Genomic DNA, 25,290 nt, shown 5'->3' with positions numbered 1-25,290 from the left:
GTCACGCGGCGCGGGTGGCGGCGCGCGGGGTGAGTGCGGCGTACTCCAGCGGGGCGGAGGGGTCGATGGCGAGGTTGCTCGGGGCGGGTTCGGCGCCGGAGCGCACGAGCAGGTCGCCGATCGCGGCGATCATGGCGCCGTTGTCGGTGCACAGCCGCAGGGCGGGGACGCGCAGGGTGATGCCGGCGGCGGCGCAGCGTTGTTCGGTGAGGGCGCGGATGCGGGAGTTGGCGGCGACGCCGCCGACCACGACGAGGGTGTCGATGCCGTGGTCGGTGCAGGCGCGGACGGCTTTGCGGGTGAGGGTGTCGGCGACGGCTTCCTGGAGGGCGGCCGCGGCGTCGGGGACGTGCGGTTCGGTTCCGGCGGCGCGCTGGGCCTCGATCCAGCGGGCGGCGGCGGTCTTGAGGCCGGAGAAGGAGAAGGCGTACGGGGGGTCGTCGGGGCCGCTGAGCGGGCGGGGGAGGCGGACGGTCTTCGGGTCCCCGTCGCGTGCGGCGCGGTCGATGGCGGGGCCGCCGGGGTAGGGCAGGTGCAGGATGCGGGCGACCTTGTCGAAGCACTCGCCGGCTGCGTCGTCCAGGGTGTCGCCGAGGTGGACGATCGGGTCGCGGGCGAGGTCGCGGACCAGCAGCAGTGAGGTGTGGCCGCCGGAGACGATCAGGACGACGCACGGGTCCGGGAGCGGACCGCCGTCGAGGGTGGCGGCGGCGACGTGCCCGGCGAGGTGGTGGACGCCGTACAGCGGCACGCCGAGCGAGAAGGCGTAGCCCTTGGCGGCGGCCACCCCGACCTGCAACGCGCCGGACAGGCCGGGGCCGGCGGTGACGGTGACGGCGCCGACGTCGGAGAGGGTGAGACCGGCCCGGTCCAGGGCCTGCTGGACGACGGGGGCCATCGCGTGGACGTGCGCCCGGGCGGCGATCTCGGGCACCACGCCGCCGAAGCGGGCGTGCTCGTCCATCGACGACGCCACCGCGTGTCCCAGCAGCACACCGTCGCGCACCAGACCGGCTCCGGTCTCGTCGCAGGACGACTCGATCCCCAGCACCACCGGCGAACCCGCCATCGTCACCCTCACCCCGCCTTGTCGCAGAAGACATGCATCTGCACATATTGTGCAACAAGGTGAGGGTGTCCCGCCCTCCGCGACGGAGGCCGGGACACCGGAGGGTCCGCGACCGCCTCAGGCCGTACGGTGGCGGTGGAAGCCGCGCCCGGTCTTGCGGCCGAGCAGCCCGGCCTCGACCATCCGGGAGAGCAGCGGCGGCGGGGCGTAGAGCGGCTCCTTGTACTCCTCGTACAGTGACTCGGCGATCGCCTGGACGGTGTCCAGGCCGATCAGGTCGGCGAGTTGGAGCGGGCCCATCGGGTGGGCGCAGCCGTGCACCATCCCGGCGTCGATGTCGGCGGCGGTGGCGTGGCCGGCCTCGGCCATCCGGATCGCCGACAGCAGGTACGGGACCAGCAGGGCGTTGACGACGAAGCCCGCCCGGTCGCGGGAGCGGATGACGTGCTTGCCGAGGGTGTCGACGGCGAACTCCTCGACGCGGTTCAGCACGGTCCGTTCGGTGTGCAGCGAGGAGACCAGCTCCACCAGCGGCATGACCGGCGCCGGGTTGAAGAAGTGCAGACCGAGCACGTACGGGGCGCGGCCGGTGGCGATGCCGAGCCGGGTGACCGGGATGGCCGAGGTGTTGGTGGCGAGCACGGCCTGCTCGTCGACCAGCACCTTGTCCAGGAGGGCGAGCACCTCGGTCTTGACGGGCTCGTCCTCGACGACGGCCTCGACGACCAGCTGACGGTCGGCCAGGGCCTCGATGTCGTCGGCGAACAGCAGGTGCGCCCAGGCGTCCTCGCGTCCGGCCGGACTCAGCCTGCCGCGGTCGACCGCGTGGTGCAGGGAGCGGTCGATCCGGGCGCGGGCGGTGCGCAGGGCGTCCGGGCCGCGCTCGCACACGACCGTGTCCAGTCCGGCCCGGGCGAAGACCTCGGCGATGCCGGAGCCCATCTGTCCGGCGCCGACCACGGCCACCCGTCGGATCTCGTTCATGGCGCTGTCTCCTTGCTCGGGCGGCTCAGGCCGCGGTGCGGACACGGACCAGGTGGCGGGCGTAGGCCTCGGTGGTGAGGAAGGCGGACAGCTCGGTGCCGAGCGCGGTCTCCGTCAGGATGCGGACGGCGTCGTCCACCGGAGCCGGGTCGGCGCCCTCGGCCAGCAGGGCGGCCCGTTCGGTGTCGATCAGCCGCCGCACCAGGTCCGCGGTGACCAGCGAGCCCCCGGTCAGCCGCGAGCAGTGGTGCTGCCACTGCCACAGCTGGCAGCGGGCGATCTCGGCGGTGGCGACGTCCTCCATCAGACCGAACACGGCGACCGCGCCGGAGCCGCCGAGCCACGCGGTCAGGTAGCGCAGCGCCACCGCCACGTTGGAGCGCACCCCCTCGTCGGTCGGCAGGCCGACGGACAGGCGCTGGACGGCGAGGAGGTCGGCGGCGGTCACCTCGACGTCCTCGCGGCTCCGGTCGATCTGGTGCGGCCGCTCGCCGAGGACGCCGTCGAACACCTCCCGGCAGGTCGCGACCAGGCCGGGATGGGCGACCCAGGAGCCGTCGAAGCCGTCGCCGGCCTCGCGTTCCTTGTCCAGCCGGACCTTGGCGAGGGCGGCCTCGTTGGCGGCCGGGTCGCGGCTGGGGATCGCGGCGGCCATCCCGCCGACGGCGTGCGCGCCGCGTCGGTGGCAGGTGCGCACCAGCAGGTCGGTGTAGGCCCGCAGGAAGGGCTGGGTCATGGTGAGGGTGGCGCGGTCCGGCAGCACGTAGCGGGGGCCGTGGCCGGCGAAGTTCTTGATCAGGCTGAACAGGTAGTCCCAGCGGCCCGCGTTGAGGCCGGCGGCGTGCTCGCGCAGCTCGTACAGGATCTCGTCCATCTCGAACGCCGCGGTGATGGTCTCGATCAGGACGGTGGCGCGGATCGTGCCGTGGGCGATGCCCAGCTCGGCCTGGGCGAAGGTGAAGACCTCGTTCCACAGCCGCGCTTCGAGGTGGTTCTCCAGCTTGGGGAGGTAGAAGTACGGGCCGCTGCCGTTCGCGATCTGACGCCGCCCGCAGTGGAACAGGTACAGGCCGAAGTCGGTGAGCGCGCCGACGGCCGGACGGCCGTCGATCAGCAGGTGGGCCTCGTCCAGGTGCCAGCCGCGCGGGCGGACCACGATGGTCGCCGGGCTGTCGCCGATCCGGTAGCGCCGGCCGTCGGCGGTGGTGTCGTCGATCCGCCGCTGCACGGCGTCCAGCAGGTTGAGCTGGCCGGACACGAGGTTGTGCCAGGTGGGCGCGGTGGCGTCCTCGAAGTCGGCGAGCCAGACCTCGGCGCCGGAGTTGAGGGCGTTGACGGTCATCCGGCGCTCCGGCGGGCCGGTGATCTCCACCCGGCGGTCGGCGAGGCCGGGCGCGATCGGTGCGACCCGCCAGGTGGGGTCCTCCCGGACGGCGCGGGTCTCCGGGAGGAAGTCCAGGGTGCCCGTCGCGGCCAGGACGGCGGCCCGGCGGCGGCGCTCGGCGAGCAGTTCGGTGCGCCGGTCGGCGAAGGCGTCGTGCAGGGCCGCCACGAAGTGCAGGGCTTCGGGGGTGAGGATCTCGTCGAACCGCTCCTCGGGCTCACCGAGGATCTCGATACGGCTGGTCAGGGTCATCCGGCTCTCCAGGAAGGTGGGGCCCGGGGCCGCGTCTCCCTACGCGGCCCCGGGCGGTGACGGCCACCGGGTCCCGTCCCTCAACGGGACCCCGGGCGGAGGTGTCGGGAGGCCGGCCGGACGTGGGGGATCCGGCCGGGCCTGATCAGTGGAACTGCTCGGTCTCGGTGGAGCCGGTCAGGGCGAGCGTCTCGGCGTTCGGGTTGAGCGCGGTGGAGATCCGGTCGAAGTAGCCCGTGCCGACCTCGCGCTGGTGCTTGACCGCGGTGTAGCCGTCCGCCACGGCCGCGAACTCCGCCTCCTGGAGGTCGACGTAGGCCGTCATGCCGCTCTCGGCGTAGCCGCGGGCCAGCTGGAACATCGAGTGGTTGAGCGCGTGGAAGCCGGCCAGCGTGATGAACTGGAAGCGGTAGCCCATCGCGCCCAGCTCGCGCTGGAACTTGGCGATCTGGTCGTCGTCCAGGGCGGCCTTCCAGTTGAAGGACGGCGAGCAGTTGTAGGCCAGCATCTGGTCCGGGTACTCGGCCTTGACGGCCTCGGCGAACTCGCGGGCCTGCGCCAGGTCCGGCGTGCCGGTCTCCACCCACAGCAGGTCCGCGTACGGGGCGAACGCCAGGCCGCGGGAGATCACCGGGGCCATGCCCGGCTCGACGCGGTAGAAGCCCTCGGCGGTGCGCTCGCCGGTGCAGAACCGGGCGTCGCGCTCGTCGACGTCGGTGGTCAGCAGGTTGGCGGCCAGCGCGTCGGTGCGGGCCACGATCACGGTCGGCACGTCCGCGATGTCGGCCGCCAGGCGGGCCGCGTTGAGCGTGCGCACGTGCTGGGCGGTGGGGACCAGGACCTTGCCGCCGAGGTGGCCGCACTTCTTCTCGGAGGCCAGCTGGTCCTCGTAGTGGATGCCCGCCGCCCCGGCCGCGATCATGCCCTTGGTGAGCTCGAACGCGTTCAGCGAACCGCCGAAGCCGGCCTCCGCGTCGGCGACGATCGGCACCAGCCAGTCCGGACCGGCGTCACCCTCGGCGGCGTCGATCTCATCCGCCCGCAGCAGCGCGTTGTTGATCCGGCGCACCACCTGGGGAACGGAGTTGGCGGGGTACAGGCTCTGGTCCGGGTAGGTCTGCCCGGCCTGGTTGGCGTCGGCGGCGACCTGCCAGCCCGACAGGTAGATCGCCTGCAGCCCGGCCCTCACCATCTGCACCGCCTGACCGCCGGTCAGCGCGCCGAGCGCGTGGATGTAGTCCCGCTCGTGCAGCTGCGACCACAGTCGCTCGGCGCCGCGCCGGGCCAGCGTGTGCTCCTCGCGGACCGTGCCGGACAGCCACACCACGTCGGCCGCGGTGTAGGTCCGCTCGACGCCCGCCCAGCGGGGGTCGGACGCCCACCGGGCGGCCAGCTCCGCCGTCTGCTGCTCCTGCTGCTGCCGAACCGACTGCGTCATGATCCGCTCCCGGGAATGCTCGTTGCGAAGGGTGTGAGGATGCTCACCCCGCGAGGTGGGGGTGCGGCCGGAGCGCCGGGCAGACGGCCTGGGCCGCCAAGACGTTGTTGCCCCCCAAGGCCCGCCGCCAGGTCGCACATATCTGGTGGAGCGGGCCTTTCGTGGTGCGCCTGCCGGCCGCAGCACCGACTCTGACACCCGCCGCGACGGCCGTCACCGGTGGCCGGATGCCATCTTCTGCGAACCGGATCCTGTGAATCCGCGAAGCATGCGAAGATCTTGCCCCGCTCCTCCCGGCTATGCTGCCCGGCACCCGAACAGTCGGCGACGAACGGAGACGGCTCGATGGGACGGACCTTTGCCGGAGCGCGGCTGCGCCGCCTGCGCGAGGACCGCGGGCTCAGCCAGGCGGCCCTGGCCCGGCTGCTCGAACTCTCGCCCAGCTACCTCAACCAGCTGGAGCACGACGCCCGCCCGCTCACCGTCCCGGTGCTGCTGCGGCTCACCGAGGCCTTCGGCGTCGACGCAGGCTACTTCGCCCCGCCGGACACCGCCCGGCTCACCGCCGACCTCCGCGACTGCCTAGGCGAGGAACTCGCCACCGGCCGCGTCACCCCCGGCGACCTGAACGACCTGGCCGCCCGACTGCCCGCCGTGGCCCGGCTGCTGACCGACCTGAGCCGCAGCCGCCGGGCCGTCGCCGAACAGCTCGCCGTCCTCGCCGGCGACCGCGGCCCGGCCCCCGACACCGCGCGCACCCCGCACGAGCAGGTCCGCGAGTACTTCTACCGCCGCAGGAACTACGTCCACGAACTCGACCTGGCCGCCGAGGAGTTGGCGTCCGGCATCGGGCTGCGGCGCGGCGGGGTCAGGGCGGTGCTCGCCGAACGCCTCGCGTCCGCGCACGGAGTCCGGCTGGCCACGGGGGGCGAGCGCCTGCACGCGTACGACCCGCAGGCCCGGGTGCTGCGGCTCTCGGACCGGCTGCGCCCCGGCCAGCAGGCCTTCCGGATGGCCACCCAACTGGCCTACCTGGAGCACGACCCGCTGCTGTCCGACCTCGCCGCGCAGGACAGCCCGACCGGCTCCACCGCCTGGTCGCTCACCCGGATCGGCCTCGCCAACCACTTCGCCGCCGCCCTCGTCCTGCCGTACGCCGCCTTCCACGCCGAGGCGGAGGCGGCCCGCTACGACATCGAACACCTCGCCGACCACTTCGGCGTCGGCTACGAGACCGTCTGCCACCGGCTCAGCACCCTCCAGCGGCCCCGGCTGCGCGGGGTGCCCTTCTCCTTCGTCCGGGTGGACCGGGCCGGCAACGTCTCCAAACGGCAGTCCGCCACCGACTTCCACTTCTCCCGCACCGGCGGCACCTGCCCGCTCTGGAACGTCTACGAGGCCTTCGCCGCGCCCGGCCGGGTGCACGTCCAGGTCGCCGCCATGCCGGACGGCCGGCGCTACCTGTGGACCGCCCGCGCGGTCACCCGCTCGCCGGGCGGCTGGGGGAAGCCCGGAAAGACCTTCGCCATCGGCCTCGGCTGCGAACTGCGGCACGCCGCACGCCTGGTGTACTCCACCGGCCTCGACCTCGGGGACCAGGGCGCGGCCACCCCGATCGGCCTCGGCTGCAAGGTCTGCGAACGCCCCGCCTGCCCGCAGCGCGCCGCACCCGCCCTCGGCCTGCCCCTGGCGGTGGACGAGCACGCCAGCACCTTCGTCCCGTACCCCGTCCGCACCGGGCCCGCGGAGTGAGGCCCGACGTGCCGGCGGGGACGACCCCGCCGGCGGCCCTGCGGGTGGCGGGACCGCAGGGCGTCCGGCAGCGGGGCGTCCGGCAGCGTCGCGGCCGACGCGGGGCCGCGCCGTCATCGTCGCGGTGACCACCCGGCCGACCGGCCACCCGGCCGACCTGGCGGCCGGCGAGCGCCCCGAAGGCCTCGCGGAAACCGCCCTGCGCCGCCGAGCGACACCGCACGGACGGCCGCGGACCGTCCCACGCCGCCATCCGCCATCCGGACGACCGCGGACCGGGCCGGCGCGATGGCCGTAGGCTGTGCCTCGCAGTCGGTTCGCCCCGCCAGCCAGGCGGGAGCGTCGTAAGAGGGAACCCGGTGGGAATCCGGGACTGCCCCGCAGCGGTGAGTGGGAACGACCGCCGTCACATGCACTGGGCCCGTCGGGGCCCGGGAAGCGACGGCCAGTAGGTGTCCGCCTTCGACAGGTGGACGTGCCCGCGAGTCCGAAGACCTGCCACTGCCCGCGTGCGACCGCACGCGGTGATCTCGGTGACCTCGTGGGCGGGTCGGCGGAGCGGGCGGGCACCCGGTGGTGCCGCGCCCCCACCCTCGTACCCCCGTGCCTCCGTGCTCTCCCGGGATCGCAACGCGACTCGCGAAGGAGAGTTCCGTGTCATCGAGCTCCACCACCCCGCAGGCAAGCCCGCAGGCCACCGTGTACGGCTACCCGAGGCAGGGCCCGAACCGGGAGCTGAAGAAGGCGGTCGAGGGCTACTGGGCCGGCCGCGTCACCGCCGCAGACCTGCGCTCCACCGCCGCCGGGCTGCGCCGCGACAACTGGCGGCGGCTGGCCGAGGCCGGCGTCACCGAGGTTCCCACCGGCGACTTCTCGCTCTACGACCACGTGCTGGACACCACCGTCGCCGTCGGCGCGATCCCGCCGCGCCACCGCGCCGCCGTGGACGCCGACCCGCTGGACGGCTACTTCGCCATGGCCCGCGGCACCCAGGACGTGGCGCCGCTGGAGATGACCAAGTGGTTCGACACCAACTACCACTACCTGGTGCCGGAGTTGGGCCCGGACACGGTCTTCGCCGCCAACTCCGCCAAGGCGGTGTCCGAGCTGCGCGAGGCGCTGCTCCTCGGCCACCGCGCCCGCCCGGTGCTGGTCGGCCCGCTGACCTACCTGCTGCTCGCCAAGCCCGCGCCCGGCACGGCCGCCGACTTCCAGCCGGTCACCCTGCTCGACCGGCTGCTGCCCGTCTACGCCGACCTGCTCGCGGACCTGCGCGCGGCCGGCGCCGAGTGGGTCCAGCTGGACGAGCCCGCCCTCGTCCAGGACCGCACCCCGGCCGAACTGGGCGCCGCCGCACGGGTCTACCGCGAACTCGGCGCGCTCACCGACCGGCCGAGCATCCTGGTGGCGACCTACTTCGACCGGGCCGGCGAGGCGCTGAAGGTCCTCGCCAGGGCCCCGATCGAGGGCGTCGGCCTGGACTTCACCGGCCCCGCCGCCGCGAACCTCGCCGACCTCGCCGCCGTCGGCGGGCTGCCCGGCAAGCGGCTGATCGCCGGCGTGGTGGACGGCCGCAACATCTGGATCAACGACCTGGAGAGGTCCCTCACCACCCTGGCCACGCTGCTCGGCCTCGCCGGCCGGGTCGACGTCGCCCCCTCCTGCTCGCTGCTGCACGTCCCGCTGGACGCCACCGCCGAACGCGACCTCGACCCGCAGGTGGCCCGGTGGCTCGCCTTCGCCCGGCAGAAGACGGCCGAGATCGCCACCCTCACCCGGGGCCTGCGCGAGGGCACCGACGTGATCGGCGCCGAACTCGCCGCCAACCGCGCCGACCTGGCCTCCCGGGCCGCCTCCGCGCTCACCCACGACCCGGCCGTCCGCGCGCGGGTCGCGGCCACCACCACCGCCGACGCCCGCCGCGCCCAGGCGTACCCCGAGCGCGCCTCGGCCCAACGGGCGCGCCTCCGACTGCCGTTGCTGCCCACCACCACCATCGGATCCTTCCCGCAGACCGCCGAGCTGCGGGTGGCCCGCGCCGACCTGCGAGCCGGCCGGATCGACCGGGAGGGCTACCGCGAGCGGATGCGCGCCGAGGTCCGCGAGGTGATCGCCTACCAGGAGAAGGCGGGCCTGGACGTCCTGGTGCACGGCGAGCCCGAACGCAACGACATGGTGCAGTACTTCGCCGAGCAGCTCACCGGTTACCTCGCCACGCAGCAGGGCTGGGTCCAGTCGTACGGGACCCGGTACGTGCGCCCGCCGGTGCTGGCCGGCGACATCTCCCGCCCGCACCCGATGACCGTCGACTGGTACCGCTACGCCCAGGACCTGACCGACCGTCCGGTCAAGGGCATGCTCACCGGCCCGGTCACCATGCTCGCCTGGTCCTTCGTCCGCGACGACCAGCCCCTCGGCGACACCGCACGGCAGGTCGCCCTCGCCCTGCGCGACGAGGTGGACGACCTGGAAGCCGCCGGCGCCGCCGTGATCCAGGTCGACGAACCCGCGCTGCGCGAGACCCTCCCGCTGCGGGCCGCCGACCGGGCGGCGTACCTGGACTGGGCCACCCGGGCGTTCCGGCTCTCCACCTCCGGGGTGCGCGCGGACACCCAGATCCACACGCACATGTGCTACGCCGAGTTCGGTGCGATCATGACCGCGATCGACGAGCTCGACGCCGACGTGATCTCGCTGGAGGCGGCCCGCTCGCACATGGAGGTCGCCCACGAACTGGCCGCGGCGGGCTACCCGCGCGAGGTCGGCCCCGGGGTCTACGACATCCACTCGCCGCGGGTGCCGAGCACCGCGGAGGCCGCCGCCCTGCTCCGCGCCGGCCTGGCGGCCATCCCGGCCGAGCGGCTGTGGGTCAACCCCGACTGCGGCCTGAAGACCCGCGGCTGGCCCGAGGCCCGCACCTCGCTGGAGAACCTGGTCGCCGCCGCCCGCACCCTCCGCGAGGAACTCGCGGGCTGACACCCCGTCGGGCCGGGTCGGGCGCGACGTGCCGATGCACCCGCCCCGGCCCGACGGCGTCACGCGTCGATCGCCGCCACCACCGTGCAGCTGCGACCAAGATCGGGTAATTTCCATGGCGGATGCGGGGGGACGACCGCCGCGAGGAGCGGAAGGGGGTGCACGACATGACGGCTGACGACTCCGGCCTGCGGGAGGCCCGGCGCGCCGAGGGGCTGGTGGCGGCGCAGCGGAAGGCGATCGCGCTGTTCGCCGAGGCCGAGGCGCGCGGCCTGGTCGCACCGGGCGTGGGCGAGCGCGAGGCGAGCGACCGGATCCGGGACCTGGCCAACGAGATGTTCGGCACCACCAAGCACTGGCACAAGCGGATCATCCGCTCCGGGCCCAACACCCTCGCCCCGTACAAGGACAACCCGCCGGACCGCGTCATCGGCCCGGACGACATCGCCTTCGCCGACTTCGGCCCGATCTTCGAGGAGTACGAGGCGGACTTCGGTCGCACCTACGTCTTCGGGGACGATCCCGACAAGCACCGCCTCCTCCGCGACCTCCCGCGGATCTTCGACGCCGGACGGGACGCCTTCGCCGCCGACCCGGAGATCACCGGCCGGCGGCTGTTCGGCGAGGTCGAGCGGCTCGCGGCGGAGGCCGGCTGGACCATCGGCATCTGGCACGCCGGCCACCTGGTCGGCGAGTTCCCCCACGAGACCAACGACGGGGCCAGGGCCGACTCCTACATCACCCCCGACAACGACACCCCGCTGCGCCGTACCGACCGGGCGGGCCGGGTCTGCCACTGGATCCTGGAACTGCACCTGGTCGACCGGCAGCGCGGGTTCGGCGGCTTCCACGAGCAACTGCTCGACCTGGCGTGAGTGCCCGGCCGCCGGTGGGCCCGGCGGCCCGGCTCAGGCGCTGAGGAAGCCGGCGTCCGTGAGGACCTTCTGCCCGTCGGGGGACTGCACCAGCGCGACGAACGCCTCGGCGCCGGCGGTGTTGGGCGCGTGGGTGAGGGTGGCGATGGGGTAGTCGTTGACGGCGGAGGAGGCCTCGGGGAAGGGGACCCCGTCGACCTTGCCCGCCGCGGACTTCACGTCGGTCCGGTAGACGAGCGAGGCGTCCGCCTCCCGGAGCTCGACCTTGGTCAGGGCGGCCTTGACGTCCTGTTCGTAACTGACCGGTGTCACCTGGACGTTGCCGGCCGCCAGGGCCTTCTGCGCCGCGGTCCCGCAGGGCACCTCCTGTGCGCACAGCACGACCTTCAGGCCGGGCGGGGCGAGGTCCTGGAGGGAGGCGATGTGCCGGGGGTTGCCCGGCACGGTGGCGATCTCCAGCTGGTTGCGGACGAAGGTCGCCGGGGTGCCCACCGCATCGCCCCCGTCCGTGACCGTCTTCATGGTGGCCGGGCTGGCGGCCGCGAAGACGTCGGCCGGGGCGCCGTTCACGATGCTCGCCGCGAGGGCGTCGCTGCCCGCGAAGTTGAAGACCACCTTCGTCCCGGGATGCGCCGCCTCGAACTGCGCGCCGATCGCCGTGAACGCCTCCTTGAGGGACGCGGCGGCGACGACCGTCACCGTCCCGCTGACGCTCGCGGTCGCGGCCGGGGCCGGGGCCGGGGCCGAGGTTCCGGACCCGCTCGGGCTGCCGGAACCGGAGGAACCGGAGGAGCCGGAGGAGCAGGCGCTGAGCGCCAGGACGGCGGCGGCGCAGCCGCTCACCAACTGCATCGTCCGGCGGTGGACGGTACGGGTCGGCACTGGGTTCTCCCCGGCGGTCACGGCACCGGTCGGTGCGCAGTGCGGCGAGCCTAGCCTTGCATCTGCCAGGGCGAACGCCGTGTTCGGCTGGCATTCGCCCGATGGTGTGAGCGATTGCTCCGCGCCGCCGACGCACCGGCGGCAGGGCCCCGCCGCCGTCGGGCCGCGGCCGCGACGGCCGGGCCCCGACGGCCGGGCCCCGCCGGGACCGTCGACCTGGGCCGCACCCGGTTCACCGGATCGAGCGGTTTGGCCGGGCTGCGGTCCCGGCCCGATCCGGCTGCGGGGATTCGCGGCGTTCGTGATCATGGATACTGGCCGACATGCGCGTTGACTTCGATCCCGAGACCGTGGGCCGTGACGAGTTCTACCGGCTGCTCACCGCCGTCGTGGTGCCCCGACCGATCGCCTGGGTCTCCACCGTGTCGGCGACGGGGGTGGACAACCTCGCGCCGCACTCCTTCTTCAGCATCTCCTGCGTGGCGCCGCCGATCGTCCAGTTCACCTCGGTCGGCCGCAAGGACACCCTGCGCAACGTCGAGGCGACCGGCGAGTTCGTGGTCAGCATGGCCCCCGAGGAGATGTTCGAGCAGATCAACGCGACCGGTACGGACTTCCCCTCCGACCAGGGAGAGTTCGACGCCGTGGGGATCGAGCGCGAGCCGTCCCTGCTGGTCAAGCCGGCCCGGGTGGCGGCCTCGCCGGTCGCACTGGAGTGCCGGCTGCACAGCACCGTCCGGCTCGGCGACTCGACGCTCGTCCTCGGCCGGGTGGTGCACGCGGCCGTCGACGCGTCGGTGCTGACGGACGGCCACCCCGAGATCACCAGGATGCGCCCGCTCTCCCGGCTCGGCCGGGACCAGTGGGGCACCACCGCCGGCATCCGCTCGATCGCCCGGGTCCCGTACCGGCCGTAGCCACGTCCGCGCACCGCCGGGCCCCCGGCCCGGCACCCACAGGCCGCCGCCCGGGGCCCGTGAAGGGGGTGACCCTAGGACTCCGGGCCGTTCGCGTGCTCGGCCCTGGGCGGTACGGTGTGGGAGCCGGCGGCGGCGTAGTGGGTGGCCGACGGCGGAGCGGGCGGGCGGATCCGCCCGACCAGGAGCGCCAGGGCGATGCCGAAGGCGCAGAACAGCGCGAGTCCGATGGCCGCTCGGGAGAACCCGATCGCCAGCGCGTCCGCCGATGCCGCCCCCGCACTCTGGTGGTGGACGCGGACCGAGCGATCCAGAACAGCCCCTGCCAACCGGTCACGTCGACGAGCACACCACCGAGCAGCGGCCCGGCCGCCGCGCCCGCGGCCGAGGCCGCGCCCCAGAGCGACACCGAGCGCATCTGTGCCTCACCGGAGACGCCCGCCGACAGCAGGCTGGGCCCGCACGCCAGGATCGTCGAACCGGCCGCGCCCTGGACCGCGCGGCCGGCGATCACCGCCCCGCCGCTGTTGGCCAGGGCGATCAGCACGCAGGACGCCACGAACAGCAGCAGCCCGCCGATGAAGAGCCGGCGCCGCCCGAAGATGTCGCCCAGGGCGCCGGAGGTGACGATGACGGCCGCACCGACCAGGGAGTAGCCGGTCACGGCCCGCTGCAGGGTGGCCAGGGAGGTGTCGGTGTCCTCGCTGATCGCGGGGAGCAGGATGCTGACCGCAGAGGTGTTGGCGTTCACGACGAAGGCGGAGACGCAGGTGGCGGCCAGCACTCCGGTGGCGGCTCGGGCCGGAACTGCTGCCGGGTCGGCGTCCGTTCCCATGCTCTCCCCTCCGCTCGCCCGGGTCGTGCGTCCGCCCGGGTCGTGCGGGCTCCCGAGCCGGTGCGGGCAGCCGGGCCCGTCCTGCACGGGCCCGGGGTCACTCGCTGTCGCCATCGTCGGGGGCGACCGGTCGTCCTGCCCAGCAGGGTTCGTCCATTCGGGGGAGACCTGCCGCGCGGAACTACAGCGGCAGCTCGACCACCAGCGGTCGGTGGTCCGAGATCGGCGTCCTGGGCGCCTGCTGCGCCTGCCGCAGGTGCCGGGCCTGCCGCGCCTGCGCCCGTACCGGCGTCGGCCGGTGCGGCCCGAGGCCGGCCGCGAGGACGTGGTCGAGCTGGACCCGCGGCCGGTGCGACGGGAAGGTCGGGACACGGACCAGGTCGCGCCAGTCGGGGCGGGATGCCCTCGCCCTCCCCGGGGAGAGCAGGTCGGCCGCGCCGAGGGTGGCCGCGGGAAGGGCGCCGACGAGGTTGAAGTCGCCCAGGAGGAGGTGCGGCCGGGGCAGGTCGGCGATCCAGCGGTGCACGGCGAGGAGCTGGCGGACGTTCCACCCCGGGACGAACGACAGGTGCAGCGCCACTGCCGTGAACGGGCCGCGCCGACCCTCCAGTACGGCGGCCAGCGCCGCGCGCGGATGGTCACGGATCACCGTGAGGCCCGTCCGTCCGGCCACCGGCAGCGGCAGGGCGAGCGGAGGTGCGGCGAACCGTCGGGCGCGCCAACTGCGTACCGGCAGTCGGGACAGCAGGGCGACGCCGTGCGAGGGGACCTCCCCGTCGTGTCCGGCGCCCTGCGGGCCGTACACCCGCAGCCCGGGTTCGGACCGGTCGCGGATCCAGGTCCGGCCCGGCGAGGACCGGGCGTGGAACGCCGAGGCGTAGCGCCAGTCCGCGGCACCGGTCGCCTCGGCGATCGCCCGGGCCTGGTCGACCCGTCCCGACCGCTCCTGGAAGCGGTCGAGTTCCTGCAGCGCCATCACGTCGGCGTCCAGGGCGGCGACGGCGTCGGTGAGCGGGGGGAGGGCGGCGGTGGCGGCGGCGGTCGGTGAAGGGCGGCCGTCGGCACCGATCTGCCGCCCGTGCAGGACGTTGAAGGTCGCCAGACGCACCGGGGCGGAGTCGGTCACGGTCTGACGGTACATGAGGTGGTGCGTCGGACGGGTGGGGTGGATCCGGTCCGGTCCACACCTCCCGCAATTGGTCCAGACCTATTGACGGGCCCGGTCGTCGCTCCTACGATCCGGTCTCGGTACATCCCCACATGTCCCCACCTCACCCAGAGCCGGGCGTCACGCCCCCACGCGTCGGTCATCTCCACGGCGCTCGGCGGGAAGGGAACGCAGCATGTTCCGTCGTAGGTCGCGCACCCCACGTCCGCCGGTCGACGTCCACCCGGGCGCGGGAACTCCACAGCCAGAGCGCGTAGTTCTGGAACGCGCAGGGCGGCGGAACCGGCCCGGCCACGCCTCGCACGGGCCGACCCCGGTACGGCGCGCCCTCGCCTGGGTGAGCGCCGCAGCCGTCATCGGTGCCGGCATCGCCGTCGCCGGCTCCGTCACGGCCGGGGCCGCCACCACCAACCTGGTGGTCAACTCCGGCTTCGAGGACGGACTTTCCGGCTGGTCCTGTTCCGGCGGCTCCGGAACGGCCGTCAGCAGCCCGGTCCGCTCCGGTGCCGCAGCGCTCAAGGCCACGCCGAGCGGCCAGGACAACGCGCAGTGCACCCAGACCGTCAGCGTGCAGCCCAACTCCCAGTACACGCTGAGCGCTTACGTCCAGGGCAGCTACGTCTACCTGGGCGCCACCGGCACCGGCATCACCACCGCCCCGTCCACCTGGACGCCGAACAGCGCGTCGTACAGCCAGCTCAGCGTCGGCTTCACCACCGGGTCGAACACCACCTCGGTGACCCTCTACCTGCACGGCTGGTACGGGCAGCCCGCCTACTACGCGGACGACGTGTCGCTCACCGGCCCCGGCGGTGGCAGCCCCTCGCCGACCGCCACCCCGCCGACGACCGCCCCGCCCACCAGCACCCCGCCGACGACCGCCCCGCCGACCAGCAACCCGCCCACCAGTACCCCGCCCACCACCACGCCGCCGGGCGACACCTGCCCCACGAAGCCGAGGCCTTCGGGCAAGGTCCTTCAGGGGTACTGGGAGAACTGGGACGGCGCCGCCAACGGCGTCCACCCCGGCATGGGCTGGGTCCCCATCACCGACAGCCGGATCGCCGCGCACGGCTACAACGTCATCAACGCAGCCTTTCCGGTGATCCTCTCGGACGGCACCGTCCTGTGGCAGGACGGCATGGACGCCGGCGTCAAGGTCTCGACCCCTGCCGAGATGTGCCGGGCCAAGGCGGCCGGGGCGACGCTCCTGATGTCGATCGGCGGCGCCGCCGCAGGCATCGACCTGAGCTCCAGCACCGTCGCCGACAGGTTCGTGGCGACCGTCGTGCCGATCCTCAGGAAGTACAACTTCGACGGCATCGACATCGACATCGAGACCGGCCTGTCCGGAAGCGGCACCATCACCACGCTGTCGGCCTCCCAGTCCAACCTGATCCGCATCATCGACGGCGTCCTCGCCCAGATGCCGGCCGGTTTCGGCCTCACCATGGCCCCCGAGACCGCGTACGTCACCGGCGGCAGCGTCACCTACGGGTCGATCTGGGGCGCCTACCTGCCGATCATCAAGAAGTACACCGACAACGGCCGCCTGTGGTGGCTGAACATGCAGTACTACAACGGCAGCATGTACGGCTGCTCCGGTGACTCCTACCAGGCCGGCACCGTCCAGGGCTTCACCGCGCAGACCACCTGCCTGAACAACGGCCTGACCGTCCAGGGCACCACCGTCAAGGTCCCGTACGACAAGCAGGTGCCCGGCCTCCCGGCCCAGCCCGGTGCCGGTGGCGGCTACCTGGCGCCGAGCCTGGTCGGTGAGTCGTGGAACGCCTTCGGCGGCTCGCTGAAGGGCCTCATGACCTGGTCGGTCAACTGGGACGGCTCCAAGGGCTGGACCTTCGGTGACAACGTCAAGTCCCTCCAGGGCCGCTGACCGCCCCTGACGCCCCGCGCCCCGCCGCACGGCCCCGCATCCGCAACCGGTCCCCCCGACCGGACCTGCCCCGGGCCGAGCCGGGGCGCGGGTCGTCGGGACCGGAACCCGCTGCACCGGGCGAGTGCGCTCACGGACTCCGGTGATGGCCGGGCCCGGGCCCGGTGGCGGTGGCGGTGCCGGTCCAGCGGTGACCGGCGAAGTGGGTGAGGGCCGCGTCGAGCGCGGGCGGCGGCGTGTCGGTGGAGCCGAGATCCCACAGACGCACCCAGCCGTCGCACCGGCTGAGCGACCTCGGCGCGTCGCGGCCGGGCCCCGGCAGCAGCTCCAGGTGGAACCGGGTCGGCAGGAGGGCGCTCTCGACCGCGTGGATCCGCACCTCGACGACCTCGTCCCAGCGGAACCGCAGCGGGCGGCCCCTGACGAGTTCGATCGCGTCGGCATCGACCCTCAGCTTCGTCGCCACCGCCCGAAGGGCCACCGAGCCGAGGCCGAGGACGATCACCAGTGCGCCGAGTTGCCGACGCGAGCGGACCAGCAGATCCCAACTCTGCTGCCAGTCGGCGCGGTAGGTGCCCCGGGTGATGAGCGGTGACACGATCACGAGGAACGCGACCACGGGAATCATCAGGCCGAGCATGCCCCGCCCCAGCGCCGGGAGGGTGTGGGCACTGCTGCGCAGAACGACCGCGGGCGGCGGCCCGGCGGCCGCGACCCGCCCGCGGCCCGCACCGCCGAGTCGCCACCGCAGTGCCGCGTGCCGGAACTGGTGGACGCCGCCGACCTGGCGGAGCAGGCCCAGCCGGTGGGCGTCCTCCAGAAAGGTCATCACGTCCCACGGAAGGCGTCCGCGTGCCGCCAGTTCGAGCCGGGTGGCGGTCCAGCGCCCCCATCGGCCCATGGCGACCAGGACCAGGGCCGAACACGACCAGGCGATGGCGAAGGCCCCGGCGGCGAGCAGCGGCCGGCTGTGGGTCCAGGGGAAGAACAGCACCAGGGTTCCGGCGACGAGCGGTGCGACGAGCGTCGCCTCGGTCAGGGCGATCCGCCGCTCGTCGGCGAGCAGCAGCCGGGGGTTGGTGGCCGTGTCGTGCTCCGCCTGCCGCGTCAGGAGGACGCCCGAGAACGCGGGCAGGGCGATCCCGACCACGACGGCCGGGACGCCGCTCGCGACGACCGCTGCGGTGCCGGCCAGGACGGTGGCCAATGCGGTCATGAGGATCCGGACCCGGAGGTCGGCCGGTCTCCGGGGACGGTCGTCGAGGCCGATGAACAGATGGTGGGCGGCGGACCGTTCGAGGACCGTGGCGACGGTCGCCAGTGCGGCCACGAGGTTGATCGCCTCGACGGCCGGCCCGAACGCCGGCTGGTCCCAGAAGCGCCCGGCGAGGGCGACCAGCGCGGCCGCCGCGTAACTCCCCACGGTCCCCCAGAGCCCCACGGCCGTCAGGACGATCCCGCCCCAGACGACGGACCCGGTCAGTGCGGCGCGCAGGTGCCACCAGGCGATGTCCTGGGTCCGGTTGCGGATCGACCGGTCGGCCAGGTGGCGGTGGTACGCCCGGGCTCGCTCCACGCCCCACCGGCGGACGGGGTTCGGTACGGAGGTCGGAGCCGGGCCCTGCGCGTAGAGGGCCGGGAGCAGCTCGTCGAGGAGGTGACCCTCGATGTCCTCGCGGGCCGGGAACCTGGCGGAGTCCAGCAGTTCGTGAGGGCTGCCGGCCCCGTGCGCGTACACCTTCGACGCGAGCCACAGCATCAGGGGTGAGGACAGCGCAGTGGCCAGGTGACCGCCGGGATCTCGGGCCGTCTCCTCGAAGACCGCTTCCCAGGCCGGGTGTCCGGCGTGATCGCACCTCGCGGCGAGGTAGTCCAGGCCCGCGTCCGGCGACACCGGGCAGGCTCGGAGTACCGGGATGTTCCGCAGTTCCGAGGTCGGGGAGAGGGCGGCGTCGACGGCTTCCGGCCGGGACAGCAGCACCAGGGGCACCTCGGGATCCGCGCGCCACCGGTCGATCTCGTCCGCGACCGTGGGGCCGGGGACGGACATGAGTTCGTCGAGGCCGTCCAGGAGGGGGACGATTCCCCCGCCGGTCACCAGCGACTCCACCCTGCTCTCGCCGGCGCGGGTCGCGAGTTCCCCGTAGTCCTCCCTGATGCGTCTGACGATCCAGGACTCCAGGCTCTCCGTCCTGCCGGGATTCCAGTCGGAGAGGGAGAGCAGCACGGGAACGGGCTCCCCGGAGCGCCGGTGCTTCAGCAGCTCGCGCACCAGGAGCACCGCCAGCGACGACTTTCCGGCTCCGCCCGGACCGGTGACGACGAGCCGGATCGGCGTGAGCGCCCTGATCCCGGCGAGCACGTCGTCCAGTCCGACCCGTTCGCCCGAGGCCCGGGACGGAACGCCGGCGGGGAGCTGCCGCGTGTCCCACTGCACGGCCATCGGCGCGGAGCCGGTGAGGCCCCGGACGTTGGCCTCGTCGTCCCACTGCCGGCGGACCATGTCGGCCAGCTCGTCCTCGGCGGGCGGGTCGGGAGCGGGAGGGGCAGCCGTCACGAGCGTGACGTTCTGCGCCTGCACCACGGTCCCCGCCTGCCCGCCGTTGACGTTGTTGTGCACCGAGTCGGTCATCCCGACATGATGTCAACGCCGTCGGCCGGCCGTGGCCGGACCCGGTCGAGCGGGTCGCGGCCGCGGCGGCGGGGTGGGGGTCAGCGCAGGCCGGCGAAGAGGTCGTTCTCGGGGACGGGGGCGTCGGTGGTGTCCTGCACACGGACGAAGGTCTCCACGCCCATCAGTTCGGTGAAGCGCGCCTTGCCCATCTTTAGGAAGAAGATGTTCTCGCCCTGGCTGGCGTGCGCGGCGAGCGCGTCGAACTTCTGGCCACCGAACTCGGTGGTGTCCACCCAGGTGGTGATCTCCTCGTCGGGGAGGCCGATCTCGGCCATCGCGGCGGCCTCCGCGGGATCCGGCTCCTCCCAGTCGGCGCCGAACTCCCGCATGACCTCGCCGAAGCGCTGCATCATCGAGCGCGGTGCGGTGGTCCAGTACACCTTGGGCGTGTGTCCGGTGATCTCCAGGGCCGCCATGGTGATGCGGTTCGCCTGGATGTGGTCGGGGTGGCCGTAGAAGCCGTTCTCGTCGTAGGTCACGACGACGTCGGGCCGGTAGCGGTGCATCAGTTCGGCGAGGCGGGCGGCGCCCTCCTCGACCGGGGTCCGCCAGAAGGACCCGGGTGCGTCGTTGGCCGGCCAGCCCATCATCCCGGAGTCGGCGTACTCCAGCAGCTCCAGGTGGCTGATCCCCAGCACGTCGCAGCTGGCCTGCAGTTCCTGACGGCGCATCACGGAGACGGCCGCCGGGTCGTGCCCGGGATCGCCCGGCTTGACGCCGTCGGGTCCGTCGCCGCAGCCGCCGTCGGTACAGGTGACGAGGACCGTGCGGATGCCCTCCGCGGCGTAACGGGCCAGCACACCGCCCGTTCCGGTGGCTTCGTCGTCGGGGTGGGCGTGCACCGCCATCAGGGTCAAGGGCCGGTCAAGCATGAAGAACCATCCTCCGGTCGGAAACGTGCTCGGTCCGAGTCTGCGGTACGCGGGCGGGCGAAGGTCCGTATTATTGTCGCTTCCTGATCTGCGCTCAGGGCCGGGCCGCGACGCGGAGCAGGTCGGCGACCGCCCGCAGGCGGGACTCCGGCGGCCGGGTGATCACCGTCGTCACGTGCGGGGCGTCCGGCACCGGTACGGCCGCGAGGTCCCGGCGCACGTCCTCGGCGTGATCAGGGTCACCAACGCGATGCTGCCGCCGCTGCTGCTGTGGCGATCGCGATCAGGCCGGCGACCCTGCCGGACGACGGCCCGAGCGGTCGGCTCCTCGACGACACCGGCACCGTCCCCCTGGTGACCCGACCCGACCCGACCCGAGCCGACCCTACCCGGCCCGGCCCGGCCGACCTCAGGCGCCGGGAGCGCCCGGCCCGACGGTGCGCCGGACGGTCTCGAAGCCGACCACCTCGATGCGGGGGGTGCCGTCGACGTCCCGGGTGAGGCGGACTCCGTTCCCGACCAGCAGTCCGCCGGTCACCACGTGGTCGCCGTCGGGCAGGACGCCGAGCGGCATGGTCCTGGGGCCGAGGCGGAGGTTCAGGTCGCGGCCGTCCCGGGTGAGTCGGTATCCGCCCTCGTAGTGGCCCAGGTACGGCGCGGTGGCGCCCGGGTCGGTCGGCGCCGTCCGGCGCCCGAGGGCGCGCAGGTCCTCGACGGCCGCGAGGTATCCGGCGTGGACCTTCGCGGGGACGCCCCGGTTGAGGCCGAACCGTTCGCCGAGCAGCAGGTTGAGGACGTAGAGGTAGAAGAACGACCCGGTCGGGGTCGGGTTCATGGCGTTCAGCACGACCAGCCCGAGGTCGTGTTCGGGCAGGAAGCCGATGTACGAGGTGAAGCCGTCGATTCCGCCGTTGTGCCAGACCAGCGAGGTGCCGTCGCAGAACCGGTTCCGGATCCAGCCCATTCCGTATCCGGATGCGGTGACGTCCGGATCGAGATCGGGGGAGACGGGGACCGGGATGTGCGGCTTCCAGCATTCGGCGAGGTTCTCGGCCGACACCACCCGGCGGCCGTCCACGCAGACGCCGCGCCGCAGTTGCAGGCGGACGTAGGCGGACGTAGGCGGCCATGTCGTCGAGGGAGGCGAGGGTGCCGCCGGCCGGGGCGTAGCTGCCCACCGGCCCGTAGGCGAGCGGCCTGTTGGCGGCGGTGAGGTCGGGGCCGGAACCGCGCATGAAGTCGGTGACCAGCCCGCGGGGGTCGTCCGCCACGCGGGCGCCGGTCATGCCGGCCGGCCCGTACACCCGGCTCCGCATTTCGTCGGCGAACGTGCCGGTCAGGGCGTCGCCGGAGACGCCGGTGGCGAGCAGCGGGAGGTAGCCGCCGACGGAGTACACGGTGTTGTTGTAGAGGTAGGCGCTGTTCGGGGGCGCCGCCACCGGAAGGGTGACCAGGGAGCGGAGCAACTGGGGGGCGGTCGGGTCTCCCTCGTGGAGGCCGGACAGGGCCGGCGGCTCGTCGATGCCGGTCGCCATGCCCAGCAGGTCGCGGACCCGGAGGGACCGGGTCAGTTCGTCGGTGGGGGCGCGGAAGCCCGGCCAGGCCTCGACCGCCCGCTGGTCCCAGGCCAGCTGTCGCCGGTCGACGTAGGTCGCGGCGAGCAGCGAGGTCATCGACTTGGTCGTCGAGGCGACCAGGAACCGGGTCGACGGTGTGACCGGCGCGTGGCTCTCCAGGTCGCGCACGCCGAGCGGCAGGGTCAGGAGCACCCGGTCGCTGCTGACCACGGCCACCGCCGCGCCGACCAGGCCCATGGCGGCGAACTCGTCCCGTACCCGGGCGGCGAACCCGTCCCACTCGTCCGGCGTGTCCGCCGCCCGTGCCGGGGACGGCCGGATGCCCAGTCCGGCGGCCAGGCCGGTCGCCGTCAGCCCCCGGATCACCGTCCGGCGGGTCGTACCGGCCGGCGGGACGGTGTGCGTGCTGTCGAGCTCCACCGGCGTTCCCCTCACCTGCTGTCGGGTGGAGAAGCCACCGGAACGAGCCGGGCCGGCACCCACCGCCTGGGTCACGGCCGACGCCGCCCCGACACGCTATCCACGTGCCCACGGTGACCCGCCGAACACTCCGCCTCCCGGCCCGAACCTCATCCGATCAGCGGCACGGCCGCGCCCACGGCGACCCGCCACCTCCAGGCGCCGGTGCGGGCGCGGGCACGGGCGCGCGGCACGGCGGCCGCGGTGACCGGCGCCGCCGGTCCCGTGACGGTCAGTCGAGCAGGCCGATCCGCGGGCCGCCCCGCCGGTGCAGCCGCCGGAGGAAGGACAGCACGCCGGCGGAGCCGCCGGCCCAGGTGGCGCTCGACCCGGTCAGGCCGGCGTCGGGGAAGGCCGGACGGGACGGGGTGCCGCCGCTGCGGCTGAGGATGATCGCGGCGACGGTCCCGGCGGCGTCCCAGAACTCCTCGGCGCCGGACGCCGTGGCGACGTCCACCATCAGGTCGCCGACCCCGGACAGACCGCAGCACTGGTTGGTGAGCGGCATCCGCGGCGCCAGTACGGCGCAGGCGCGCGCGGTGTGCCGGGCGAGGGCGAGGTGGCCGGGTTCGCCGAGGCGGTCGGCGGCGCGGACGAGCACCGCGCCGATCCCGGCGAGGCCCCGGCACCACGAGCCGTAGCGGCGGGTCGCTCCCGGGCGGGTCGCCGCGGCGACGATGCCCGGGGTGACGGCGGCGAGGCGCGCGCAGGCCCGCTCGGCGCGGCGGACGGCGGCCGGGTCCCCGGTCGCGTGCCCGTACTCCAGGAGGAAGTAGGCGACACCGGCCTCGCCGTGCGCGAGTCCTTCGTGCAGGGCTGCGCTGCCGGCGGTGTCGGCGCCCGCGGGCGTGAGGCGGGCCCGGCCGGAGGCCAGCATCCGGGCGCACTCGGCGGCGACGGCGAGGTGCCGGTCGGCGCGTGGGCGGTCGCCGTCCGCCAGGGCGTGCCGGGCCAGCAGCAGGTGCCCGGTGCCGATCCCGGCGACGCCTTCGATCTGGTCCGCCTCCGGTGCGCCGCCGTCCGGTCCCCGGTCGGGCAGGACCGCCGCTGCGGCGGCGGCTGCGGCCGTGCCCGTGCCCGTGCCGTTGGCGTCCGGAGCGGCCGCGGCCCGGGTGAGGAAGAGGTCGACGCCGGTGCGGCCCGAGTAGAAGCCGGGTGACAGCCTGCTCGGCCGGGCGGCCGTCCACTGCGCCAGGGCGTCGACGGCTTCCCGCACCCCGGGGCGGTGGAGGTGGTGCAGGAGTTCCAGCCCGAGCCCGGAGCTCCCGCCGTAGAGATCGACCGGTGTCGGGACGGCGGCGCGGGCGGCGAGCGCGGGGTCGGCGATCCGGTAGGCCTCGTCGACGCAGTACGCCGTCGTGTGGTCGACGATCTCCGCGAGCAGGCCGTCGTCGACGCGGGGCCGGCCAGCCGCGGGGGTCGCCCGGCCGGGCGTGCGGGTCGCCGGGCCGGGCGCCGGCGGCCCGGTCGGCGCCGTACGGAGCCGGTGCGCGCCGGCGGTCCGTACGGCCGGGTCGAAGCTCATCAGCTCGGCGATCGCCGCCCGGATCCGCCGGTGGCCGTCGTCGGGCAGTGCCCAGGCCAGGCCGGCGAGGGTGCGGTCGCGGTTGACGGCGGTGTCGGGGTCGACGACCACCGGGTCCATGCCGGTGGCGGCGAAGCACAGGGTGGCGCCGAGGGCGTAGTAGTCGTCGGCGGGTTCGGCCGGGCCGGTCGTGCGGCGGACCGGGTCGCTGTAGCCGGGGGTCGAGCCGTCCGGCCCGGCGCCGTCCAGCGCGCTGATCCCGAAGTCGATCACGTGGCACCGGTCCGAGGCGTCGAGCACGACGTTGTTCGGCTTGAGGTCGCGGACGACCACGCCCCGGCGGTGGATGCCGTCCAGGACGGCGAGGAGCCGGGCGGCCAGGGCGGCCAGCGTGCGCGACGGCCGGGCCGGGTCGTCCTGGTAGTCGTCCTGGTAGGGGCCGTTCTCGTGGACGTCGCGCCGCAGGTCCCGGTCGCCGCAGCCGGTCATCACCAGGTACTCGTCCGCGCGGTGCCGGAAGTAGTCGAGGGCGCGCGGCACCCCGTCGACGGCGGCGAGTGCGGTCAGGACCGTCCGCTCGTTGCGCAGCCTGTCGCGGGCGTCCGCGCCGGACTCGTCCTCGGCCACGAAGGCCCGCGCCTGCTTGACGACCACCGGCAGCCCGGTGGCCCGGTCGACGGCGCGGTAGACGTTGCCCTGCGGTTTGCGCGCGATGCCGCCGGTCACCCGGTAGCGTCCGCCGCCGAGGCCGGGGGAGGGGTGCGGTGGGCCGCCGTGCCGGGGGCGGCTCTCGAACGGGTCCTCGGCCCAGGGCGGGCGCCGGTACGATCCGCCGGCCAGCCCGTCGAAGGCCCGGCCGTCCGGGCCGACCATGACCGACTCGATCCGCCCGCTGCGGCCGGTCCGGTAGTCGCCGGTGAAGGGCCCGTAGCGGTAGTAGACGGGGGCGTCGGGATCGACCTGCCGGTCGCTGACGATCCGCGGGCCCTCCCGGCCGCGCAGTACGGCGACGAGTTCGTGGGCGAGCCCGACGACGGTGCCGGGCGCCGGGTAGACCGTGACGGCCTTCCCGACGGCGCCCGCGCTCGACGCGCCGGAGTTGATCGCCCGTAGGACGTCCGGGCTGCCGGCCCACTTCGCGTGGCAGACGTGCCGCTCCAGGACCGGCAGGACGAGGGCGGTCACGGCGGCGAGGTCACCGGGCCGGGCGGAGACGTGCAGCTTCCAGCCGTGGTCCGTCGCCGGCATCCGCGGATCGTTCAGGTACGACCAGGTGTCGTCGGACCATCCGCTGCGGCCGGCGACGGACCCCGTCACCGCTAGGAGTTGAGGTCGCAGGCGAAGCGCGTGGTCGCGGTCACCCACGGGTCGGCGAGACACGCCGTGGCGTCGTGGTCGCTGCGGTCGTCGTCCTCGAAAGCGATGGTCTCGTCGTCGACCACCAGCGGACCCGCGTCGCGGATCTCGTCCATCAGGGCTACGGGCATGTGACGCCTCCAGGTCGTGTCGTGCTCCGGCGATGGCACGGGTTGCGGCCGCCGCGAACCGCCGGGCCCGGTGGGGCCGGGGGGTCCTGAACCCCGAAGGTAGGTTCGAATGATTGGCCTGACAAGGGGTCAGAACGCGCGAGTTGCACAGGATGGACACATCTGTGGAGGGGTGGCGGGTGTGGCCTGGATCCCCGCCCGCCGGCCCCCGGGTGGCGGGTGTCCCGCCGGTCGGTGTCGGGGCGGCGGCGCTCTTCCGCCCGTCGTGGC

General features: G+C 74.1%; 18 protein-coding genes, 2 pseudogenes and 1 riboswitch. Of the genes and pseudogenes, 6 read left to right on the top strand and 14 right to left on the bottom strand.

Annotated elements, in window-relative coordinates; genetic code table 11:
* Position 1: 1 nt before the first annotated feature.
* The 4 genes from tsaD to aceA all read right to left on the bottom strand — a co-directional run bounded on the left by tsaD (position 2) and on the right by aceA (position 5,127).
* Positions 2–1,069, bottom strand: a complete 1,068-nt coding sequence (tsaD, locus tag ACIOFR_RS19445; protein WP_400998719.1) for a tRNA (adenosine(37)-N6)-threonylcarbamoyltransferase complex transferase subunit TsaD — start codon at positions 1,067–1,069, stop codon at positions 2–4.
* Positions 1,070–1,186: 117 nt separating this feature from the next.
* Entirely contained in the window at positions 1,187–2,053 is an 867-nt protein-coding gene (locus ACIOFR_RS19440) for a 3-hydroxybutyryl-CoA dehydrogenase (RefSeq protein WP_400998716.1), read from the bottom strand.
* 25 nt (positions 2,054–2,078) lie between these two features.
* The gene (aceB, locus tag ACIOFR_RS19435) at positions 2,079–3,689 is read right to left on the bottom strand and encodes a malate synthase A (protein ID WP_400998713.1); all 1,611 of its coding nucleotides are present in this window, start codon (positions 3,687–3,689) and stop codon (positions 2,079–2,081) included.
* Between the two features lie 145 nt (positions 3,690–3,834).
* Positions 3,835–5,127 (bottom strand): isocitrate lyase, encoded by a 1,293-nt coding sequence (gene aceA, locus ACIOFR_RS19430; RefSeq protein WP_400998710.1) that lies wholly within the window; start codon positions 5,125–5,127, stop codon positions 3,835–3,837.
* Positions 5,128–5,472: 345 nt separating this feature from the next.
* Here aceA and ACIOFR_RS19425 point away from each other — a divergent pair, with 345 nt between their 5' ends.
* From ACIOFR_RS19425 to ACIOFR_RS19415, 3 genes are all read left to right on the top strand, one after another.
* Positions 5,473–6,879: a short-chain fatty acyl-CoA regulator family protein gene (locus ACIOFR_RS19425; RefSeq protein WP_400998708.1), complete on the top strand. Its 1,407-nt coding sequence runs from the start codon at positions 5,473–5,475 to the stop codon at positions 6,877–6,879.
* 345 nt (positions 6,880–7,224) lie between these two features.
* Positions 7,225–7,376: riboswitch (cobalamin riboswitch) on the top strand.
* Positions 7,377–7,533: 157 nt separating this feature from the next.
* The gene (metE, locus tag ACIOFR_RS19420) at positions 7,534–9,855 is read left to right on the top strand and encodes a 5-methyltetrahydropteroyltriglutamate--homocysteine S-methyltransferase (protein WP_400998705.1); all 2,322 of its coding nucleotides are present in this window, start codon (positions 7,534–7,536) and stop codon (positions 9,853–9,855) included.
* Between the two features lie 167 nt (positions 9,856–10,022).
* Positions 10,023–10,730, top strand: a complete 708-nt coding sequence (locus ACIOFR_RS19415) for a M24 family metallopeptidase (RefSeq protein WP_400998702.1) — start codon at positions 10,023–10,025, stop codon at positions 10,728–10,730.
* 33 nt (positions 10,731–10,763) lie between these two features.
* Here the strand turns inward: ACIOFR_RS19415 and modA are convergent, their stop codons facing one another.
* Positions 10,764–11,612 (bottom strand): molybdate ABC transporter substrate-binding protein, encoded by an 849-nt coding sequence (gene modA, locus ACIOFR_RS19410; protein ID WP_400998699.1) that lies wholly within the window; start codon positions 11,610–11,612, stop codon positions 10,764–10,766.
* Positions 11,613–11,935: 323 nt separating this feature from the next.
* Here modA and ACIOFR_RS19405 point away from each other — a divergent pair, with 323 nt between their 5' ends.
* Positions 11,936–12,529, top strand: coding sequence for a flavin reductase family protein (locus ACIOFR_RS19405; RefSeq protein WP_400998696.1), 594 nt, complete (start codon positions 11,936–11,938; stop codon positions 12,527–12,529).
* On the opposite strand, the gene ACIOFR_RS19400 is transcribed toward ACIOFR_RS19405, so the two are convergent.
* A complete protein-coding gene (locus ACIOFR_RS19400; protein ID WP_400998693.1) occupies positions 12,435–13,364 on the bottom strand; it encodes an MFS transporter in 930 nt (309 codons plus the stop codon). The two genes, ACIOFR_RS19405 and ACIOFR_RS19400, sit on opposite strands and share 95 nt — an antisense overlap.
* A 181-nt stretch (positions 13,365–13,545) precedes the next feature.
* Positions 13,546–14,490, bottom strand: coding sequence for an endonuclease/exonuclease/phosphatase family protein (locus tag ACIOFR_RS19395; protein ID WP_400998690.1), 945 nt, complete (start codon positions 14,488–14,490; stop codon positions 13,546–13,548).
* A gap of 217 nt (positions 14,491–14,707) precedes the next feature.
* Here ACIOFR_RS19395 and ACIOFR_RS19390 point away from each other — a divergent pair.
* Together ACIOFR_RS19390 and ACIOFR_RS19385 are read left to right on the top strand one after the other, a co-directional pair.
* Positions 14,708–15,280, top strand: a pseudogene (locus ACIOFR_RS19390) (carbohydrate binding domain-containing protein); the annotation flags it as partial.
* Positions 15,281–15,322: 42 nt separating this feature from the next.
* Positions 15,323–16,426, top strand: a complete 1,104-nt coding sequence (locus ACIOFR_RS19385; RefSeq protein ID WP_400998890.1) for a chitinase — start codon at positions 15,323–15,325, stop codon at positions 16,424–16,426.
* A gap of 130 nt (positions 16,427–16,556) precedes the next feature.
* Here ACIOFR_RS19385 and ACIOFR_RS19380 read toward each other — a convergent pair whose 3' ends face one another.
* The 7 genes and pseudogenes from ACIOFR_RS19380 to ACIOFR_RS19350 form a co-directional block, all read right to left on the bottom strand.
* Positions 16,557–19,058 carry an NACHT domain-containing protein gene (locus ACIOFR_RS19380; protein WP_400998687.1) on the bottom strand — a complete coding sequence of 834 codons (2,502 nt, stop codon included), beginning with the start codon at positions 19,056–19,058 and terminating at the stop codon, positions 16,557–16,559.
* 80 nt (positions 19,059–19,138) lie between these two features.
* A complete protein-coding gene (locus ACIOFR_RS19375) occupies positions 19,139–19,972 on the bottom strand; it encodes a PIG-L family deacetylase (RefSeq protein ID WP_400998684.1) in 834 nt (277 codons plus the stop codon).
* A 94-nt stretch (positions 19,973–20,066) separates the two neighbouring features.
* Positions 20,067–20,192 carry a hypothetical protein gene (locus ACIOFR_RS19370; protein WP_400998682.1) on the bottom strand — a complete coding sequence of 42 codons (126 nt, stop codon included), beginning with the start codon at positions 20,190–20,192 and terminating at the stop codon, positions 20,067–20,069.
* A gap of 189 nt (positions 20,193–20,381) precedes the next feature.
* The gene (locus ACIOFR_RS19365) at positions 20,382–20,936 is read right to left on the bottom strand and encodes a hypothetical protein (protein WP_400998679.1); all 555 of its coding nucleotides are present in this window, start codon (positions 20,934–20,936) and stop codon (positions 20,382–20,384) included.
* 136 nt (positions 20,937–21,072) lie between these two features.
* Positions 21,073–21,915: pseudogene (locus ACIOFR_RS19360) on the bottom strand (serine hydrolase domain-containing protein); the annotation flags it as partial.
* Between the two features lie 325 nt (positions 21,916–22,240).
* Positions 22,241–24,850, bottom strand: a complete 2,610-nt coding sequence (lanL, locus tag ACIOFR_RS19355) for a class IV lanthionine synthetase LanL (RefSeq protein WP_400998676.1) — start codon at positions 24,848–24,850, stop codon at positions 22,241–22,243.
* Positions 24,851–24,852: 2 nt separating this feature from the next.
* Entirely contained in the window at positions 24,853–25,020 is a 168-nt protein-coding gene (locus tag ACIOFR_RS19350; RefSeq protein ID WP_400998673.1) for an SflA family class IV lanthipeptide, read from the bottom strand.
* Positions 25,021–25,290: the final 270 nt, after the last annotated feature.

Source organism: Kitasatospora sp. NPDC088346 (assembly GCF_044740765.1).
In the GTDB taxonomy this organism is placed as follows: Bacteria; Actinomycetota; Actinomycetes; order Streptomycetales; family Streptomycetaceae; genus Kitasatospora.
Note: the sequence above shows the minus strand (reverse complement) of the source record. Positions and strands in the feature narration are given on the sequence as shown.